This is a genomic window from Rhizobium sp. M1 (assembly GCF_002531805.1).
Classification (GTDB): domain Bacteria; phylum Pseudomonadota; class Alphaproteobacteria; order Rhizobiales; family Rhizobiaceae; genus Rhizobium; species Rhizobium etli_C.
Map to the genome: position 1 here is coordinate 1 of NZ_NWSW01000002.1, position 17522 is coordinate 17522.

At 62.0% G+C, this 17522-nt stretch carries 14 protein-coding genes, 1 tRNA gene and 1 pseudogene; 12 read left to right on the plus strand and 4 right to left on the minus strand.

Features of this window, described 5'->3' with window-relative positions; genetic code table 11:
* A pseudogene (locus CO655_RS02155) lies at nt 1–523 on the minus strand (glutamine--fructose-6-phosphate aminotransferase); the annotation flags it as partial.
* Between the two features lie 567 nt (nt 524–1090).
* Here CO655_RS02155 and gmd point away from each other — a divergent pair.
* Both gmd and CO655_RS02165 read left to right on the plus strand, forming a co-directional pair.
* Nucleotides 1091–2152, plus strand: a complete 1062-nt coding sequence (gmd, locus tag CO655_RS02160) for a GDP-mannose 4,6-dehydratase (protein ID WP_097663650.1) — start codon at nt 1091–1093, stop codon at nt 2150–2152.
* Nucleotides 2153–3106, plus strand: coding sequence for a GDP-L-fucose synthase (locus tag CO655_RS02165; RefSeq protein ID WP_097663651.1), 954 nt, complete (start codon nt 2153–2155; stop codon nt 3104–3106).
* 229 nt (nt 3107–3335) lie between these two features.
* Here CO655_RS02165 and CO655_RS02170 read toward each other — a convergent pair.
* Nucleotides 3336–3409, minus strand: a tRNA-Gln gene (locus tag CO655_RS02170).
* Nucleotides 3410–3655: 246 nt separating this feature from the next.
* Between CO655_RS02170 and CO655_RS02175 the strand changes: the two genes are divergently transcribed.
* Genes CO655_RS02175 through CO655_RS02185 form a run of 3 tightly spaced genes read left to right on the plus strand, consistent with a single transcriptional unit; the run spans nt 3656 to nt 6357 of the window.
* On the plus strand, nt 3656–5209 hold the full coding sequence (locus CO655_RS02175; protein ID WP_097663652.1) for a Ppx/GppA phosphatase family protein: 1554 nt from the start codon (nt 3656–3658) through the stop codon (nt 5207–5209).
* Between the two features lie 10 nt (nt 5210–5219).
* A complete protein-coding gene (locus CO655_RS02180; protein WP_097663653.1) occupies nt 5220–5939 on the plus strand; it encodes an RlmE family RNA methyltransferase in 720 nt (239 codons plus the stop codon).
* Between the two features lie 34 nt (nt 5940–5973).
* The gene (locus CO655_RS02185; protein ID WP_097663654.1) at nt 5974–6357 is read left to right on the plus strand and encodes a VOC family protein; all 384 of its coding nucleotides are present in this window, start codon (nt 5974–5976) and stop codon (nt 6355–6357) included.
* Between the two features lie 5 nt (nt 6358–6362).
* Here CO655_RS02185 and CO655_RS02190 read toward each other — a convergent pair whose 3' ends face one another.
* Complete coding sequence (locus tag CO655_RS02190; RefSeq protein WP_097663655.1) at nt 6363–7784, minus strand: DHA2 family efflux MFS transporter permease subunit; 1422 nt, start codon at nt 7782–7784, stop codon at nt 6363–6365.
* A gap of 243 nt (nt 7785–8027) precedes the next feature.
* Between CO655_RS02190 and CO655_RS02195 the strand changes: the two genes are divergently transcribed.
* The 6 genes from CO655_RS02195 to CO655_RS02220 all read left to right on the plus strand — a co-directional run bounded on the left by CO655_RS02195 (nt 8028) and on the right by CO655_RS02220 (nt 15987).
* Complete coding sequence (locus CO655_RS02195; RefSeq protein WP_097663656.1) at nt 8028–9020, plus strand: MBL fold metallo-hydrolase; 993 nt, start codon at nt 8028–8030, stop codon at nt 9018–9020.
* 209 nt (nt 9021–9229) lie between these two features.
* Entirely contained in the window at nt 9230–10714 is a 1485-nt protein-coding gene (gene guaB / locus CO655_RS02200) for an IMP dehydrogenase (RefSeq protein WP_097605561.1), read from the plus strand.
* A gap of 2 nt (nt 10715–10716) precedes the next feature.
* The gene (locus CO655_RS02205; RefSeq protein ID WP_097663657.1) at nt 10717–11271 is read left to right on the plus strand and encodes a hypothetical protein; all 555 of its coding nucleotides are present in this window, start codon (nt 10717–10719) and stop codon (nt 11269–11271) included.
* Nucleotides 11272–11357: 86 nt separating this feature from the next.
* Nucleotides 11358–11774, plus strand: coding sequence for an MAPEG family protein (locus CO655_RS02210; protein WP_097605559.1), 417 nt, complete (start codon nt 11358–11360; stop codon nt 11772–11774).
* A 213-nt stretch (nt 11775–11987) separates the two neighbouring features.
* Nucleotides 11988–15086, plus strand: coding sequence for an autotransporter domain-containing protein (locus CO655_RS02215; RefSeq protein ID WP_097663658.1), 3099 nt, complete (start codon nt 11988–11990; stop codon nt 15084–15086).
* A 259-nt stretch (nt 15087–15345) separates the two neighbouring features.
* Nucleotides 15346–15987 carry a TetR family transcriptional regulator gene (locus CO655_RS02220; RefSeq protein ID WP_097663850.1) on the plus strand — a complete coding sequence of 214 codons (642 nt, stop codon included), beginning with the start codon at nt 15346–15348 and terminating at the stop codon, nt 15985–15987.
* 6 nt (nt 15988–15993) lie between these two features.
* On the opposite strand, the gene CO655_RS02225 is transcribed toward CO655_RS02220, so the two are convergent.
* The gene (locus CO655_RS02225; protein ID WP_012482798.1) at nt 15994–16950 is read right to left on the minus strand and encodes a LysR substrate-binding domain-containing protein; all 957 of its coding nucleotides are present in this window, start codon (nt 16948–16950) and stop codon (nt 15994–15996) included.
* Nucleotides 16951–17152: 202 nt separating this feature from the next.
* On the opposite strand from CO655_RS02225, the gene CO655_RS02230 reads away from it, so the two are divergent.
* The gene (locus CO655_RS02230) at nt 17153–17452 is read left to right on the plus strand and encodes a DUF1127 domain-containing protein (protein ID WP_010032235.1); all 300 of its coding nucleotides are present in this window, start codon (nt 17153–17155) and stop codon (nt 17450–17452) included.
* The last annotated feature ends 70 nt before the right edge of the window (nt 17453–17522 follow it).

Genomic DNA, 17522 nt, shown 5'->3' on the forward strand with positions numbered 1-17522 from the left:
CGGAACGGGCGGCCATGATCGTGCCGGGATCGGCCTTAAGCATGACGGCCAGTGCATAGGCGCCGGTCACCCGGTTCAGCATCTTCAGCATGGCGGCGCGCGGATCGAAGCCCTCGCGCAGATATTTCGCCATCAGCTGGGCGACGACTTCGGTGTCGGTCTGGGTTTCGAAGACCGAGCCCTCTTCAGTCAGTTCGTCGCGCAGCTCGGAGAAATTCTCGATGATGCCGTTATGGACGACGGCGACTCCTTCGACGAAATGCGGATGGGCATTGGTTTCGTTCGGCACCCCGTGCGTCGCCCAGCGCGTATGGGCGATGCCGACCAGACCCGGCAGCGGTTCGACGTCGAGGCGCTTTTCCAGATTGAAGAGCTTGCCCTCGGCGCGGCGGCGATCCATCACGCCCTCATGGATGGTGGCGACGCCGGCGGAATCATAACCGCGATATTCGAGGCGCTTCAGCGCATCGACCAGGCGCCCGGCGACAGGCTGAGTTCCGACGATCCCCACAATTCCGCACATATAACATCCCCACAAGGCTTCGATAGCGAGGCCAGTCCTAACGATTCCTGCTTATTTCTCAATGGCCTCGGCGGTCACTTTCAATTTCCGCCGGTTACGGAAAGCCGCTCAGGCCTTGGCCTTCTTCGCCGCCTTGATGGTGAGCGCGCATTCACGTGCTTCGGCCCGGTCATGGGCGGCGTTTTGCGACAGGTTCCGCGGAATCTTGTTTAGCAACCTGCAAGACCGGACGCAGCGGCATCCATGACATCGCACACGACAAAGCGTTCCTTTACGTGGTTCATCAATTCGCCTGCGGATGATGCGTATTCGCACCTAGTGCCGCAGAGTGTAAAGTCCGCTATATTTCGCTTCGGAATGGGCTTTCCGTTCCCCTGCCTTTTCGGGTAGTCTTCGCTATGGAAATCTGACAATCTGAAACGTCTCGTCCAATTGCAGCGGTATCACGTCAACCAGAGAGAGCGATCTGTCCATTTCGCTGGCTTGGCTGTCGGTCATGGGGATTGCGCGAGTTCGGCCGCTTCCATAAATTCGACCCGACGCTTTTATCGAAAGATGACCTTTAATATGGCAAAGACCGCGCTTATCACTGGGGTGACTGGTCAGGATGGTGCCTATCTGGCCGAATTGCTTTTGAGCAAAGGCTACACGGTCCATGGCGTCAAGCGTCGGTCCTCGTCTTTCAACACCGGCCGTATCGAACACATCTATCAGGATCCGCATGAAGCCCATCCGCGCTTCATCCTCCATTATGGCGATATGATCGACTCGACCAATCTCCTGCGGATCGTGCAGCAGACGCAGCCCGACGAAATTTACAACCTTGCCGCACAAAGCCATGTTGGCGTCAGTTTCGAAACGCCTGAATATACGGCGGATGCCGATGGCATTGGGACGCTGAGGCTGCTTGAGGCGATCCGTATCCTGGGTCTTGAGAAAAGGACCCGGTTCTATCAGGCATCGACATCGGAGCTTTACGGCCTTGTGCAGCAAGTGCCGCAGAACGAGAAGACACCGTTTTATCCGCGCTCTCCCTATGCCGCCGCCAAGCTCTATGCCTATTGGATCGTCGTGAATTATCGCGAGGCCTACGGCATGCATGCGTCGAATGGCATTCTATTCAATCACGAAAGCCCGCTTCGCGGCGAAACCTTCGTCACCCGCAAGATCACAATGGCGGTGGCTGCCATCCATCTCGGCCTCCAGGATAAGCTCTTCCTCGGCAATCTAGACGCCAAGCGCGACTGGGGTCACGCGCGCGAATATGTCGAAGGCATGTGGCTGATGCTGCAGCAGGACAAGCCGGAGGACTACGTTTTGGCGACGGGCGAGACGACCAGCGTGCGCCAGTTCGTCCAGTGGGCCTTTGCCGACGTGGGCATTACTTTGGAATGGAAGGGGTCCGGTGTCGATGAGAAGGGCTATGATGCTGCCTCCGGCCGATGCCTCGTCGAAATAGATCCTAGGTATTTTCGCCCGACGGAAGTCGACCTTTTGCTTGGCGATCCGACCAAAGCACGTCAGAATTTGGGCTGGCATCACAAGACGCCGGTTCGCGAACTCGCTGCCGAAATGGTGCGTGAAGATATCAAGCACTGGAAGACTCAAAACTTCAGGAAAGAGAGCTGAGTGTCCGACTTGTCGAACAAGAAAATCTGGGTGGCCGGTCATCGGGGCATGGTGGGCAGCGCCCTTGTGCGCAGGCTTCACTCAGAAAATTGCACTGTCGTCACGGCAACACGGCAGGAGCTTGATCTGAAGCGGCAGGACGAAGTCGAAAGATTCGTCCAGACCAACAGACCGGATGCGATCATCCTCGCGGCTGCGAAGGTTGGCGGGATTCTGGCGAACGACACCTTTCCGGCTGATTTTCTCTACGACAATCTGATCATCGAGGCCAATATCTTCGAGGCCGCGCACCGCAGTGGCGTCGACAGGCTTCTCTTTCTGGGGTCGAGTTGCATTTATCCCAAATTTGCGCCGCAGCCGATTTCGGAAGATGCGCTTCTGACCGGCCCGCTCGAGCCGACCAACGAATGGTATGCCGTCGCTAAGATTGCCGGCATCAAGCTGGCGGAAGCCTATCGCAAGCAGCACGGGCGCGATTATATTTCTGCCATGCCCACCAATCTTTATGGTCCGGGCGATAATTTCGATCTGCAATCCAGTCACGTCCTGCCCGCGCTCATTCGCAAAGCCCACGTCGCAAAGGCGACAGGGGCACCCGAAATTACCATCTGGGGAACTGGAACGCCGCGACGGGAATTTCTTCACGTCGACGATTGTGCCGATGCGCTCGTTTTCCTGTTGAGAAATTATTCCGACGCGCAACACGTCAATGTCGGTTCGGGAGAGGATATCGAAATCGTCGAACTGGCGCGCTTGGTTTGCCGCGTGGTCGGTTATGAAGGAACAATCGCCCACGACCTCTCCAAGCCGGACGGTACGCCGCGCAAGCTCATGAGCACAGACAAGCTGAAGAGCATGGGCTGGAAGCCCCGCATCTCGCTGGAGGACGGCATCCGCGCCGTGTATGACTGGTTTCTGCAGTTCGAAGGCAACGCCGGTGCGGTGCGACAGTAGCGTCGAGCCGTTTTGAATCGCGTCGATGATGACGTCGCCGATCCGTCGGCGCGGCAATCCGCGTGCCGTCAGCATGGGGCGCGGCGTTGGTTTGATGTCTCGCCCTAAGCGGCGCTGTTGATCGAAGGACGCGATGACGCCCTGCCTCACGCCAATCATTCAGCTGCTTCGACAAGCCGACGATGAGGCATCCGCATCAACGACTGCTGTCTTTTCAATGAGGAAGATTTGGCTGGGGAACCTGGATTCGAACCAAGATCGACGGAGTCAGAGTCCGCTGTTCTACCATTGAACTATTCCCCAGCATAAGCGAACCGGCGGGCGGTTCGGCTGGTGTGCGGCGCTTATAAACAAAAGCCCGCCGATTGCAAATACCTGTTTTGAAAAAAATCGGCCTTCGCGGCCAGGGCTGAAACTATTCCGCAAATCCCTCTGCCAAAAAAGAATTTGGCGATTTCGGCGGGCGCTGATATTCTTGCGGCAACGCAAAAATCGAATGAGCGCCTGCTGCATACCTCAGGGAGTTGCGCGGCGCGGTGGAAAAACAACGTGGAAGACCCCGAAGGCGGCGTGAAGCCGCAATTTGACGGGGCGTCGGCGGCAGGGCGCAAGGACGGCAAGAAGTCCAGGCGTCGCAAGGGCAAGCGCGGCGGGCAAACCCGCAGCGCCGCTCATCCCGCTTCGCATGAGCTCTCCGGCAATGCCGGGCAGCCAGCGCGCCCAATGGAAGATGCCGCCGGACATCCGGCCCGCAAGCGAAAGCGGCGCCGTCGCGGCGGCCATGGCGCTTCGCAGGAGGGCTCGCTTCAACCCCAGCCGATGGAACAGACGGGCGTCGCAGCCAATCCCGCCCGGGACGGCGATTCGCCGTCGAGCCGGCGCAACCGCCGCAAGCATCGCGGCAAGCGCGGCCTGCAGGGGCGGCCGCTGACATCGGCAAAGCCTTCCCATATCCGGCCGCAGGAAAACCGGGCGGAAGAGACGGCGCGTGCCGCCGTGCCGCGCGAGATGCAGAACGGCGCCGGCGCCGGCCGCAAGGGCCGCCCGGAGAGCCACGCGCACCAGGGGGACCGCCAGGCCGGCGAGCATGCTTGGCCGGAAGAGCTCTATGCCGCCCTCGATCTCGGCACCAACAATTGCCGTCTGCTCATTGCCCAGCCGACCCGTCCGGGCCAGTTCCGCGTCGTCGATGCCTTTTCCCGCATCGTCCGCCTCGGCGAAGGCCTTGCGGCGAGCGGCCGTCTGTCCGATGAGGCGATGGAAAGGGCGATCGAGGCGCTGAGGGTCTGCGCCTCCAAGCTCCGGAGCCGGGAGATCCGCCGCATGCGGCTGATCGCCACTGAAGCCTGCCGCCAGGCGGTCAATGGCGAGGAATTCCTTGGCCGCGTCGTTGCCGAAACTGGCCTTGAGCTTGAAATCATCGATCGGGAGACCGAGGCGCGGCTTGCCGTCTCCGGCTGCTCGTCGCTGGTCGGCCGCGAGACACGCTCCGTCGTGCTCTTCGATATCGGCGGCGGTTCGTCGGAGATCGCCGTCATCCGCATCGGCGACAATCGTTTCAGCCGGCTCGCCAATCACATCACCCATTGGACGTCCCTGCCGGTCGGCGTCGTGACGCTGTCGGAGCGTCACGGCGGGCGCGATGTCACGCCGGAGCTTTTCGAAGGCATGGTGCGCGAGGTCGAAGGCATGCTCGGGCGCTTCGATTGCCCCGAGATCGAAATTGTCCAGACCGGCGATTTCCACCTGATCGGCACGTCGGGCACGGTGACGACGCTTGCCGGCGTCCATCTCGACCTGCCGCGCTATGACCGGCGCAAGGTCGATGGCATCTGGCTGTCGGATGACGAGGTCTCCGCCATGCAGGCAAAGCTTCTCTCCTGGGATTTCGACAGCCGTGCGGCCAATCCCTGCATCGGACCGGACCGGGCCGATCTGGTGCTCGCCGGCTGCGCCATTCTCGAGGCGATCCGCCGCCGCTGGCCGAGCCCGCGCATGCGCGTTGCCGATCGCGGCTTGAGGGAAGGCCTGCTCACCGACATGATGGCTGATGACGGTGTGTGGCGGCGCAATCGCAATCGCCGCGGCCAGCGCGCGAAATGAGGGGAACGGCATGACCAAGGCACCGATCGCGGGAAATCGCACCGGCCGCAAGCTCGGCCAGCGCGTCAAGAACAAGAAGATGAAGGCCTCCTCCCGCCAGTGGCTGCAGCGCCACATCAACGATCCCTATGTGCAGCGCGCCCAGCTCGAGGGCTATCGCGCCCGCGCCGCCTTCAAGCTGCTCGAGATCGACGAGAAATACCACATCCTGCGCGGCGCCAGGCGGATCATCGATCTGGGTGCGGCACCCGGCAGCTGGTCGCAGATCGCCGCCAAGGTCACCGGCTCGACCGATGAGGATATCCGTGTCGCCGCCATCGATTTCCTGGAAATGGCCCAGCTTCCCGGCGTCAAGATCCTGCAGCTCGACTTCCTTGATCCGAGCGCGCCGGAAAAGCTGATGGAGGCCGTCGGCGGCACACCCGATCTCGTCATCTCCGATATGGCAGCACCAACCACCGGCCACCACCGCACCGACCACCTGCGCACCATGCATCTGTGCGAAGTCGCGGCCCATTTCGCCATCGAGGTGCTGGGGGAGGGCGGGCATTTCCTCACCAAGACCTTCCAGGGCGGCACCGAGCGTGATCTGCTCGCCATGTTGAAGCAGAATTTCCGTCAGGTCGTCCACGTCAAGCCGAACTCGTCGCGCGCCGAATCGGTCGAGATGTTCCTGCTCGCCAAGGGCTTCAAGGGCCGCAAGGCGGAAGCTGACGCAGAGCAAGCTTGATCTCGGGCCGATCCCGGCCGATGATGACGATCCCATGCTTCTTTACGTCACGCTCGGAACCAACGACCTTGACCGCGCAGGGCATTTTTACGATGCCGTTCTGCCCGTGCTCGGCTATCGCCGCCAGCATTATTCGCAGGAGGAGATCGGCTATTCCGCCGTGGGCGATACGCGCTGCCGCTTCTGGGTGGTAACGCCCTTCAATCGCCGCCGGGCGAGCGCGGGCAACGGCGCCATGGTCGCATTCACGGCCGAAACGCGGGCGGCCGTCGATGCCTTCCATGCGGCGGCGATCGCGGCAGGCGCCGCCGATGAAGGCGGGCCGGGCCTGCGCTCCTACCATGCCCATTTTTATGCCGCCTATGTCCGCGATCTCGACGGCAACAAGCTCTCTGCCGTCTGCGAGAGCCTTGAATAGAAAGCTTATTTCACGGCCTGCTGCTCGGCCTCGATCGCTCCCGTCAGGCGCCTTGCGCGGTGGCCGGAAACCAGCGCGCCGGCGTTGCGGTCCATCCTGATGAAGGGAATGGTCGCAATCACCGTCAATCCAGCGATGATGTAGAAGGCAAGGTGGAAATCGGCCACATCAAGCGCTTCGCCCCTGATATAAATCGAGCTTTCCAGGATCGCGGCCGCGACCGCGACGCCGAGCGCCAGGCTGATCTGCTGCATCACCGAGCTCATCGAGGTCGCTTGGCTCGCTTGCGCATCGTCGATATCGGCAAAGGCCAGCGCATTGACGCCGGTGAACATGAAGGAGCGCGAGAAGCCGCCGATGAGCAGCACGCCGATAATGACGAGATGCGGTGTTGCCGGCGTGAACAGGCCGGTAATGACGGTGACGACGGTCGTCACCATGGCGGCGCCGATCAGCGTGGTGCGGAAGCCGATGGCTGCGAAGACGCGCTTTGCCATGAATTTGGTGGTGATCGCGCCGATCGCGCCGGCAAAGGTGATGAGGCCGGATTGGAACGGCGTCAGACCGAAACCGAGCTGCAGCATCAGCGGCGTCAGGAACGGCATGGCGCCGACGCAGATGCGAAAGAGGTTGCCCCCCGTGGTCGAAACCCGGAATGTCGGGTTCTTGAACAGGCCGAGGTTAAGGATCGGCGCCGGGTGGCGCTTCGCATGGCTGATATAGAGGAAGCCGCAGAGGAGACCGATGCCGGTGGCGGCAACGCCGATGATCGGCGGCAGGGCCGGCAGGCTGACCACCGACAGGCCGAAGACGACGCCCGCGGCCGAAAGCGAGGTCAGCACGAAACCGGTAAAATCGAGCTTCGGCGGGGCTGTCGCCTCCACCTCCGGCAGGAAGATCGTCGCCAGCCAGATGCCGATGATGCCGACCGGCACGTTGATCAGGAAGATCCAGTGCCAGCTGAAATAGGTGGTGATGAAGCCGCCGAGCGGCGGGCCGGTGAGCGGGCCGACAAGGGCCGGGATGGTGAGCAGCGCCATGGCCGAGACCAGATCGCTTCGCTGTGTCGTGCGCACCAGCACGAGACGGCCGACCGGCGTCATCATCGCGCCGCCCATGCCCTGCAGGAAGCGGGCAAAGACGAATTCGACGAGGTTGGAGGAGATGGCGCAGAAGATCGAGCCGATGACGAAGACGGAGATGGCGAGGCGAAAGATTTTCTTGGCGCCGAACCTGTCGGCCATCCAGCCGCTGACCGGAATGAACACCGCAAGCGCCACCATGTAGGAGGTCAGCGCCAGCTTCAGCGTGATCGGCCCGACATGGAGGTCTGCGGCGATCGCCGGCAGCGCCGTCGAGATCACGGTGGAGTCCATCTGTTCCATGAAGAGAGCGACGGCGAGGATCAGCGGGACGATGCGGTTCATAGGCGGGAGCCTTGATGGGCGCGGATGGAAGCTGGGAGGTCCGTGCTGTTTAGTCCGAGTTCCGGGAGCTGCCAATGCTCAAATCCGGTTCGATGCGATGTTTGCTTCACGTCTGCGTGAGACGGCTTGTCCGTCACGGTCCGCTACCAAGATTGACATATGTTTTACTGCGCCGGGGCAAGAAATCCGGCGGGTATCATCGGCCGCGCAGCGACAAAGCACGCGTCATGGGGGAATGGATATATGGCAATTTCAACGCGAATGACACGGCGCACGCTTTTTGCCGCAAGCCTCGGCCTGCTGGCGGCGCCGGCAATATTGAGAGAGAAGGCCGAAGCGGCCGCCACTGGAGCAAGCAGACGTATGGATATAGCGCCTTTACCCGAAATCAATCAGTTCAAGCTCGGTTCCTATAAGTTCACCGTCGTCAGGGACGGTATCAACATTTCCGAAAAACCTTATGAGACCTACGGCACCAATCAGGATCCCGAAACCGTCCAGGCGTTGCTGGCCGCCAACTTCCTGCCGGCCGACAAGCTGCTGAACGGCTATGCGCCTGTTCTTATCGACACCGGTTCCGATCTCATTCTCGTCGACACCGGCTTTGGCGCGGGCGGCCGCGCCCGCGGGCTCGGAAAGCTCGCCGAAGGCCTGAAAGTGGCGGGATATTCGCCCGAGGACGTGACCCTGGTGGCTCTGACCCATCTGCACGGCGATCACATCGGCGGGCTGATGGAAGACGGCGCGCCGGCCTTCAAGAATGCGCGTTATTTCATCGGTGAGGCCGAATATGATTTCTGGTCGAACACCGCGCGCGAGGGCACACCGGCCGAGGGCGGCCACAAGGCAGTGCTCGCCAATGTGAAGCCGCTCGTCGAAAAAGCCACCTTCATCAAGGACGGCGCCAGCGTCGCGCCGGGCATGACCGCGATGCTGGCAGCCGGTCACAGCCCTGGGCACATGGTGTTCCACGTCGAATCGGAAGGAAAGCGCCTGGTACTGACCGGCGATACGGCCAACCACTATATCCTGTCGCTGCTGCGGCCGGATTGGGAGGTGCGCTTCGATATGGACAAGGCGCAGGCGGCCGCCGCCCGCCGCAAGGTTTTCGACATGATCGCGGCCGACAAGATCGCCTTCCTCGGCTATCACATGCCGTTCCCGGCGGTCGGTTTTGCCGAGAGGCAGGACGGCGGCTATCGCTTCGTGCCGAAGACCTATCAGTTCGATATCTGATCGCAAGCGGTTCCGTTTTTCCCGGAATTGCTCTTCGTGCATGGCACCCATGACGAGCCCGGCGGGCACGCCGGGCTTTTTGCTATTTCCTTCCTGTCATAGACGTGTTACCAGCCCTCGCCAACTTCCAAGCAACTCATGCACACCGCCGGGGCGGACGATTCGTTTCCGGGGCGGGTTGCATTTTTCTTAACTGAAGGAATTTGGCCATGGCCCGCATCATAGAAACGGCAACCGGCGCGGACGCGCTCACCTTCGACGACGTGCTGCTGCAGCCCGGCCACTCCGAAGTCATGCCGGGGCAGACGAACATCGCGACCCGCATCGCCCGCGACTTCGACCTCAACATCCCGATCCTCTCTTCGGCCATGGACACGGTCACCGAGAGCCGTCTGGCGATCGCCATGGCCCAGGCCGGCGGCCTTGGCGTCATCCACCGCAACCTGACGCCGGTCGAGCAGGCCGAAGAAGTCCGCCAAGTGAAGAAGTTCGAAAGCGGCATGGTCGTCAATCCCGTCACCATCGGCCCGGAGGCAAAGCTTGCCGAGGCGCTTGGCCTGATGAAGTCGCACGGCATCTCCGGCATCCCGGTCGTCGAGAAGTCCGGCCGCCTCGTCGGCATCCTGACCAATCGCGACGTCCGCTTCGCCTCCGATCCGGAGCAGAAGATCCACGAGCTGATGACCAAAGACAATCTGGTCACCGTCAAGGAGAACGTCGATCAGCAGGAAGCCAAGCGCCTCCTGCATTCGCATCGCATCGAGAAGCTGCTGGTCGTCGACACCGAAGGCCGCTGCGTCGGCCTCATCACCGTCAAGGATATCGAGAAGTCGCAACTGAATCCGAACGCCTCCAAGGATGCGCAGGGCAGGCTTCGCGCCGCCGCCGCCATCAGCGTCGGCGATGACGGCTTCGAGCGCGCCGAGCGGCTGATCGAGGCCGGCGTCGACCTCTTGGTCGTCGATACCGCCCACGGCCATTCGCAGCGCGTGCTGGATGCCGTCACCCGGGTCAAGAAGCTCTCCAACTCGATCAGGATCATGGCCGGCAATGTCGCCACCTATGACGGCACAAGAGCGCTGATCGATGCGGGTGCGGATGCCGTCAAGGTCGGTATCGGCCCGGGTTCGATCTGCACCACGCGCATCGTCGCCGGCGTCGGCGTTCCGCAGCTTGCCGCCATCATGTCGGCCGTTCAGGCCGCCCAGGATCAGGATGTGCCCGTCATCGCCGATGGCGGCATCAAATTTTCCGGCGATCTGGCCAAGGCGATCGCCGCCGGCGCTTCCGCCGTCATGATCGGCTCGCTGCTCGCCGGCACCGATGAGAGCCCGGGCGAGGTCTATCTCTACCAGGGCCGTTCCTTCAAGGCCTATCGCGGCATGGGCTCCGTCGGGGCCATGGCCCGCGGCTCGGCCGACCGCTATTTCCAGGCGGAGGTGCGCGACACGCTGAAGCTCGTGCCTGAGGGCATCGAGGGCCAGGTGCCGTACAAGGGGCCGGTCTCGGCCGTCGTCCACCAGCTCGCCGGCGGTCTCAAGGCGGCTATGGGCTATGTCGGCGGCAAGGATCTGAAGGATTTCCAGGAGCGGGCCACCTTCGTTCGCATCTCCGGCGCCGGTCTTCGCGAAAGCCATGCACATGACGTGACGATCACCCGGGAAAGCCCGAACTATCCGGGCGCCGGTCTCTGATCATGAAGGCGGGCAGCGGGATTCCGCTCTGGATCATCGCGCTGCTCGCCGCTCTTTGCCTTGCCGTGCTCGCCTGGACGACCTTCGGCTTCGTCGTTCCCTTCAAGCACGAAACCGGCCAGGCGGTGCTCGACACCTATTTCGCCGGTTACGACGAGTCCGCCGTCTTTCATATGCAGACGCTGCTCGATGACAACGAGACGGCGGCAAGGCTGCTCAGCGCCATGTATTTCGGGCCGGAACTGATCTTTCCGGCATTGCTGACGGCGCTCTTGTTTCTATCCTTCCTCAGGCTTGAGCCTGTCGGCGCGTGGTTCGGCCGATCGCCACACCCGCTCATCGCCAAGGCGGTCTACCTGCTGCCGTTCCTTTATGGCATCGCCGACTACGGCGAGAATATCTCAAGTCTGATCGCCTTCGGCGATGGCGGACCCGCAGGTCTTGCCGCGCATCTGCTGCCGTGGATGACACGGCTGAAATTCGCAAGCCTCGCCATCTGCTTCATCCTCCTCGCCCGGCTTGCCATCGTCCGCTGGCTGTCGCCGCGCCAGGACTGAGACGCGGCCTCAGCCGCTGGCATCCTGCTCCCCTTTCGGCTACTCCTCGCAACGAATGCGGAAACGGAAAGGACTTGAGGGAGCATATGACCGGCTATCAAATCTTTTGGCCACTGCTTGCCCATGTGGCCCTGGTCTATGGTCTTTATGCGCTTCTTGGGCAGCGACGCGCAAAAATGGTCCGCGCCGGCAAGATCGCGAAATCGGATTATCGCGAAAATCGTGACGAGCCGGCCGAAAGCCTCGCCGTCAAGAACTGTCTCGCCAACCAGTTCGAACTGCCTGTGCTCTTCTATGCCTGCTGCATTCTTCTCTATGTCACCGAGGCCGATAATCTTGTCGCCGTTGCGCTCGCCTGGGTCTTCGTCGCCCTGCGTTACGCCCATGCCGCCATCCACGTCACGAGCAATGATCTGCGCTACCGCAGCCCGATCTTCGCCGCCGGTTACCTCGTGCTCGCCGCCATGTGGGTCTGGCTGGCCGGGTGGATGGCAATCGGATAACGCGCCGCGACCAACGGCATAACTTCCTGAATCGGAATCGATTCAAGAGCAAAATTATGCATAAATTCAAAATGTTGCAGCATCCCTCGCGCGTCTGGAAAGACACGGGCGCTGTCGTCGAAGAATAATCTCAGGAACATGGTTACTAATATTTAAATTGATTCGTCTATTTCTGCGCGAGCGAATGATGGCGGGGACGATTTGCGAGCGAAGATGGACGAGAAGACAGGCGGGGCGGCGATCCATCGCATGGCCATGCTGCGGCTTGCGGGCTCGGCGAGCACTGCGGCGCTGACGCTGATGCTGGCGGCGGAGCCGGGATGGGCGCAGCAGGTCATTACCGGCAACGACACGGAGATCGTCGACGGCAACGATCCGGGCGGCACCGGCCCGGGCACGCAGCCGAGTCCCTGGACCATCAATACCGATCTCGTCATCGGCGATCAGAATGGCGACGATGCGACCCTCATCATCCGCAACGGCGGCGCAGTCAGCAATGATACCGGCGTGCTGGGCGTCGATCCCGGCGCCGGCGGTACGGTGACGGTCACCGGCTCAGGCTCGAGCTGGAGCAATTCCGACGACCTTTATGTCGGCCATCAGGGCACCGGCGCGCTGACCATCGAAGACGGCGCTGTGGTCGACAACCAGTTCGGCTATATCGGTTATTTCTCCGGCGCCAGCGGCACGGTAACGGTCACCGGCACAGGTTCGGCCTGGACGAACTTCCAGGATCTCACCATCGGCGACAGCGGCACCGGCACTTTGATCATTTCGAATGGCGGAACGGTCAACAGTGCATCCGGCTATATCAGCAATGATTCCGGCGCCATTGGCGAGGTCATCGTTACAGGCGCAAACTCGCTGTGGAGCAATTCCATCGAGGTCTCGGTCGGCGCGGCCGGCGCGGGAACGCTGACCATTTCGAACGGTGGCTCTGTCACCGGCAGCTTCGGTTATGTCGGCTTCAGTTCGAACGGCAGCGGTGTGGTCAGCGTGACCGGCGCAGGCTCGAGCTGGATCAGTAGCGGCGCGCTCTTCGTCGGCGAATTCGGCTCAGGCAGCGTGACCATCGACGATGCCGGCCTGGTATCGGCGTCCGAGGTCGTTATCGCCGATGATTCAGGTGCGACGGGTACCGTCGAAATTGCCGGAAGCGCCGGAAGCGGGCGTGGTGTCCTAGAGACCGGCTATGTCGAGAGAGGCGGCGGCAGTGCAAGTCTCGTCTTCGATGGCGGTATTCTGCGGGCAACGGGCAATGAGGCGAATTTCCTGCGCGGCTTCAGCGTCGGCGAAGTGACGACCAATTCGGGCGGCGCCTTTATCGACACCAACGGCTTTGCTGTCGGCATAACCACGGATCTGCAAGGCGTCGGCGGTCTGACCAAGCAGGGCACCGGCACGCTGACGCTCTCCGGCACCAACATCTATACCGGGGTGACGACGGTCGAGGCCGGCACCTTGCTGGCGGGCAGCGCCGGCGCCTTCGTGCAGAACGGCGCTTACGCCATCAATGGCGGCATACTCGATCTCGGCGGTTTCGACCTGACCATGGGTGAGCTTTCGGGAAGCGGCGGCGAGATCGCGCTCGGCAGCGCCGATCTCACGCTCGATCAGGCGATTGAGAGCACCTATGGCGGCGTACTCTCCGGCAGCGGCGACTTCACGATGGCCGGCAGCGGCACCCTGCGCCTAACCGGCGACAGTTCGGCCTTTACCGGGACGACCACGGTTTCGGACGGCCGCCTGATCGTTAATGGCAGCCTTGGCGGCATCCTGACGATGACGGGCGGCAGACTGGGCGGCTCGGGTGATATCGGCGCGCTGACCGCCGGGGCAGGCGTCACCATCGCGCCGGGCAATTCGATCGGAACCTTGACCGTCGGCGGCGATCTGATGTTCGATCCGGGCGCTACCTATGAGGTCGAGGTCGATCCGGGCGGCACCGCCAGCGACTTGATCTCGGTCGGCGGGATCGCGTTCCTCAATGGCGCCAGCGTTACCCATGTCGGGATGAATGGCCACTATAAGCCGTTCGCCACCTATACGATCCTCACTGCTGCCGGCGGCATCAACGGAACATTCGGCGCCGTCACCTCCAACTACGCCTTCCTGGCCGCCGACCTCTCCTATGATCTGAACAATGTCTATCTGGCGATCGAGCGGAATGACGTAAGTTTCAGCGATATGGCTCGGACGCGCAACCAGATTGCCGCGGCCGACGCAGCCGAGACTCTCGGTGTCGGCAACGACATCTACGATGCCATCGTCACCTTGCCCGACGACGAGTCCGAGGTCCAAGCGAGCTTCGATGCGCTTTCCGGCGAAATCCATGCGTCGATCAAGACGGCGCTGATCACCCAGAGCCTGTTTGTTCGCGAGGCCGCCAACGAACGTCTGCGCTCCGCTTTCGGCGATCCCGTCGCCAGCGCGGTTCCGATACAAGCCTTCTGGCCCGGCGCTCCGGAAGTGACCGCCGCCGAAACTGCGGACGGGCCGGTTTTCTGGAGCACGGCCTTTGGCGGTCTGAGCGAGGCATTCACGGATGGCAATGCCGCCACGTTCCGCCATCAGACGGGTGGGTTTCTCGCCGGTGTCGACAGCAATTTCGACGAAGTCCGGTTCGGCGTGATGGCCGGCTACAGCAATTCCCGGTTCGATCCCCGTCACCGTGCTTCGTCGGGCTCGAGCGACGATTATCATATCGGCCTCTATGCCGGCACGCACTGGGGCGGTCTCGCCTTCCGCTCCGGCCTCGCCTATACGTGGCATGACATCGAAACCAGCCGCCGTGTCGCGATCGGCAGCTTCGAGGACAGGCTGGACGCGAACTATGGGGGCGGCACGCTGCAGGGCTTTGCGGAGCTCGGCTACCGGTTCGAGAGGGCGGCGGCCTCTTTCGAGCCCTTCGTCAATCTCGCCCATGTGGGCATTCGAACGGCGGGCTTTTCCGAAGAGGGCGGAGCGGCCGCACTCGACGTCTCCGGCCGCACGACCAACACCACCATCACCACGCTCGGCCTGCGTGCCGAAATGGAGGTTCGCCTCGGCGGGACGAGTGCCACCCTGCACGGCATGTCAGGCTGGCGCCATGCCGCCGGCGACATCGTCCCCTTGTCGACGCAGGCTTTTGCAGCAGGCGATGCCTTCACCGTCGCCGGCGTGCCGCTGGCGCAGAACGCCTTCGTCCTCGACGCCGGCCTTGACGTCGCCCTGAACGAAGGTGCTGCGCTCGGGATCGTCTATTCCGGCCAGATCGCGAAAGAGGCGCAGCAGCATGGGGTTAAGGCGACGCTGTCAGTGAAGTTCTAAAACTTCTGGACGGCCATTCCCCGCAACGAAGAGTGGCGCCATCAGCCTTTTCCCGTTGAAGAGAATTTCGCAACTATTTCAAGGATTCTCTAGCCTGGCGCAACCGGCGGGAACAGCTGAACTCCCGATTTTCATACGCGTTTGCCGGTCGTTAAAATGCGAGCTTTTCCGTTTACGCCTGATGAAGACCTGCATGTCATATCCGCTCGACGCGCTGGTGGCAGAAGCCTCTGCGCGCAACAATAAGAATGGGAACGACATGGGCGCGGAAAGCATGGATCGCATCGGCTTGCGAAGGAAGCCGAAGCAGGAGCGCAGCATTCAGAGGCTGGATCTTATTCTTGCCGCCGCTGCCAGGATCATCGCCGAGAAGGGCGTCAGCGCCATGCGGATGACCGAGCTCGCGATCGCGGCCAAAGTGCCGATCGGCTCGGTTTACCAGTATTTCCCGGAGAAAGCGGCGATCGTCAAAGCCCTGTTCGATCAGCACGCTTCGGCGATCCAGACGAAGACGGCGGCGATGTTCTCCGACGTGCAGTCGCTCGAGCAGGCGCTCGATCTCCTCTGCGATATCATCGATTGGTACTATGATTCCTACCATGACGATCCCGTCTATCTCGGCGTCTGGATGGGGACGGAGACCGATCAGGATCTGCTGCGGCTGAATATAGAGCATAGCGGCCGTGTCGCCGGCATCTTTCATGACGCCGTGCGCAGGCTGGCTCCGGATCTTTGCGACGAAGAAATGTTCGCCCGCACTTACCTTTTCAGCCATCTGATCGGCGCCGTCATCCGGCTTGCCGCCATCAGCGAAGAGACTATAGCGCGGCGCATGCTCGGCGAGTGGAAACGCGTCATCCGCGCCTCCCTTTTCACCGAGGCCGCGCCGCGCGCGGCCTGAGAGCGGCTACCAGCTCGGCACCATATTGGCGGCCTTCAGCCGCGGATAAAGGCGCGCCTGCGCGGATTTGACGTCCGCATCCAGGCCGTCGTCGATGACAGCAGGTGTGATGTTGTCGAGGCAGGCCGTGATATGCGCGGTGATCGCGTTCATCAGCGAGATCGAAACGCCCGGCCGTTTCATGATGCCGATCTGCACCGGCGGCAGCGCCGGAAAGCCGTCCGCCTGGCTCAGCACTTTCATGCCGGTCCGCAGCGCCGATTCCGGCATCACCGAGACAGCCATGCCGGCAAGCACGGCCGCGGCGACGACGGTGCAGGACCAGCTGGTGAACAGGATCTGGTGTTCGCGGCCCACGGCATCGAGCGCCGAGCAGGCGAGCTGGCGCCACTGGCAGTCGCGGCGGCCGACGGCAAGCGGCACCGGCGCGTCGTCGCGGATCGGATGGTTGGCCGAGCCGACCCAGCAGAGCGGTTCGGTTCGCACCACGTCGGACATGCGCTCGCGCGGATTGTGGGTGACAAGCGCGATATCGAGCTCGCCCTTGTGCATGCGCTCGGCAAGGTCCATCGACGGCTCGCAGACGATGTAGAGCTCGACGTTCGGATGCGTCTTGGCAAAGCGGCCGATGATCTCGGGCATGTAGCGGTCGGCATAGTCGTCCGGCGTGCCGATGCGCAGCATACCCTCCAGCCTGTTGTCGTCAAAAGCGGCGATCGCTTCATTGTTGAGGCGGATGATGCGCCGGGCGTAATTGAGCAGCTTCTCGCCCTCGACCGTCAGCCGGTTGCCGCGGCCATCCTTGATGAAGAGCTGCTTGCCGATGCGCTCTTCGAGGCGGCGCATCTGCATGGAGACAGCCGATTGAGTCTTGTAGACCTTGTCGGCCGCCTTGGTGAAGCTGCCGGAATCGACGATGGCGATGAAAGTCTGCAACTGGTCGAGATCAAGAGGCGCGGACATGGTGTCACCCATAAAGATAGCTGATGATAATCATTAGAAACATTCGTTGGACTGATCAATAGGTCTTTGGCATCTTCGGGATGCAAATCAAGCAAAGTGAAGGACAGACACCCTGCCTGTCCAAGCAGAATTCAGCCTTATCCCCTCCTGCACGACCTCGCGGGAGGGGTGGGTTGTTGCGTGCCCGAGAAAGGAGAGTTCGATGCACACGACAGACCGAACACTAGAACTCGACTGCAGCAAGCTGACCCCGACGCTTTTCCAGCGTCTGGTGGCAGGCCTCGCTCCGCTGGTCTCCCTCTTTCGCGGGTTTCGCAATCGAATGGAGGTCAACGGGCTGCATGATCTGAATGACAGTCAGCTGAGGGATATCGGCCTCACAAGGGCCGACCTGACCTCCGCCTTCCTGGCCTCGACCTTTTTCGAGGACCCGTCGGAACATCTGACGCGCTCGGCGCGCAATCGCTGGCGCCTGCAGCTCTTCCGCTCCCACGAGGAGTAGGAGTGTCGAGTTTTCCCCGCAGGGTGATAGCCAATAGCCCTGCCGCTTGACCCGGCGATCGGCTTTTCCC

Excerpts from the sequence above, each read along its gene's own strand:
- CO655_RS02225 (WP_012482798.1), bottom strand. The coding sequence starts at position 16,950 with ATGTCCGCGCCTCTTGATCTCGACCAGTTGCAGACTTTCATCGCCATC.
- CO655_RS02180 (WP_097663653.1), top strand. The coding sequence starts at position 5,220 with ATGACCAAGGCACCGATCGCGGGAAATCGCACCGGCCGCAAGCTCGGC.
- CO655_RS02210 (WP_097605559.1), top strand. The coding sequence starts at position 11,358 with ATGACCGGCTATCAAATCTTTTGGCCACTGCTTGCCCATGTGGCCCTG.
- gmd (WP_097663650.1), top strand. The coding sequence starts at position 1,091 with ATGGCAAAGACCGCGCTTATCACTGGGGTGACTGGTCAGGATGGTGCC.
- CO655_RS02205 (WP_097663657.1), top strand. The coding sequence starts at position 10,717 with ATGAAGGCGGGCAGCGGGATTCCGCTCTGGATCATCGCGCTGCTCGCC.
- CO655_RS02185 (WP_097663654.1), top strand. The coding sequence starts at position 5,974 with ATGCTTCTTTACGTCACGCTCGGAACCAACGACCTTGACCGCGCAGGG.
- CO655_RS02190 (WP_097663655.1), bottom strand. The coding sequence starts at position 7,784 with ATGAACCGCATCGTCCCGCTGATCCTCGCCGTCGCTCTCTTCATGGAA.
- CO655_RS02215 (WP_097663658.1), top strand. The coding sequence starts at position 11,988 with ATGGACGAGAAGACAGGCGGGGCGGCGATCCATCGCATGGCCATGCTG.
- CO655_RS02195 (WP_097663656.1), top strand. The coding sequence starts at position 8,028 with ATGGCAATTTCAACGCGAATGACACGGCGCACGCTTTTTGCCGCAAGC.
- CO655_RS02230 (WP_010032235.1), top strand. The coding sequence starts at position 17,153 with ATGCACACGACAGACCGAACACTAGAACTCGACTGCAGCAAGCTGACC.
- guaB (WP_097605561.1), top strand. The coding sequence starts at position 9,230 with ATGGCCCGCATCATAGAAACGGCAACCGGCGCGGACGCGCTCACCTTC.
- CO655_RS02220 (WP_097663850.1), top strand. The coding sequence starts at position 15,346 with ATGGGCGCGGAAAGCATGGATCGCATCGGCTTGCGAAGGAAGCCGAAG.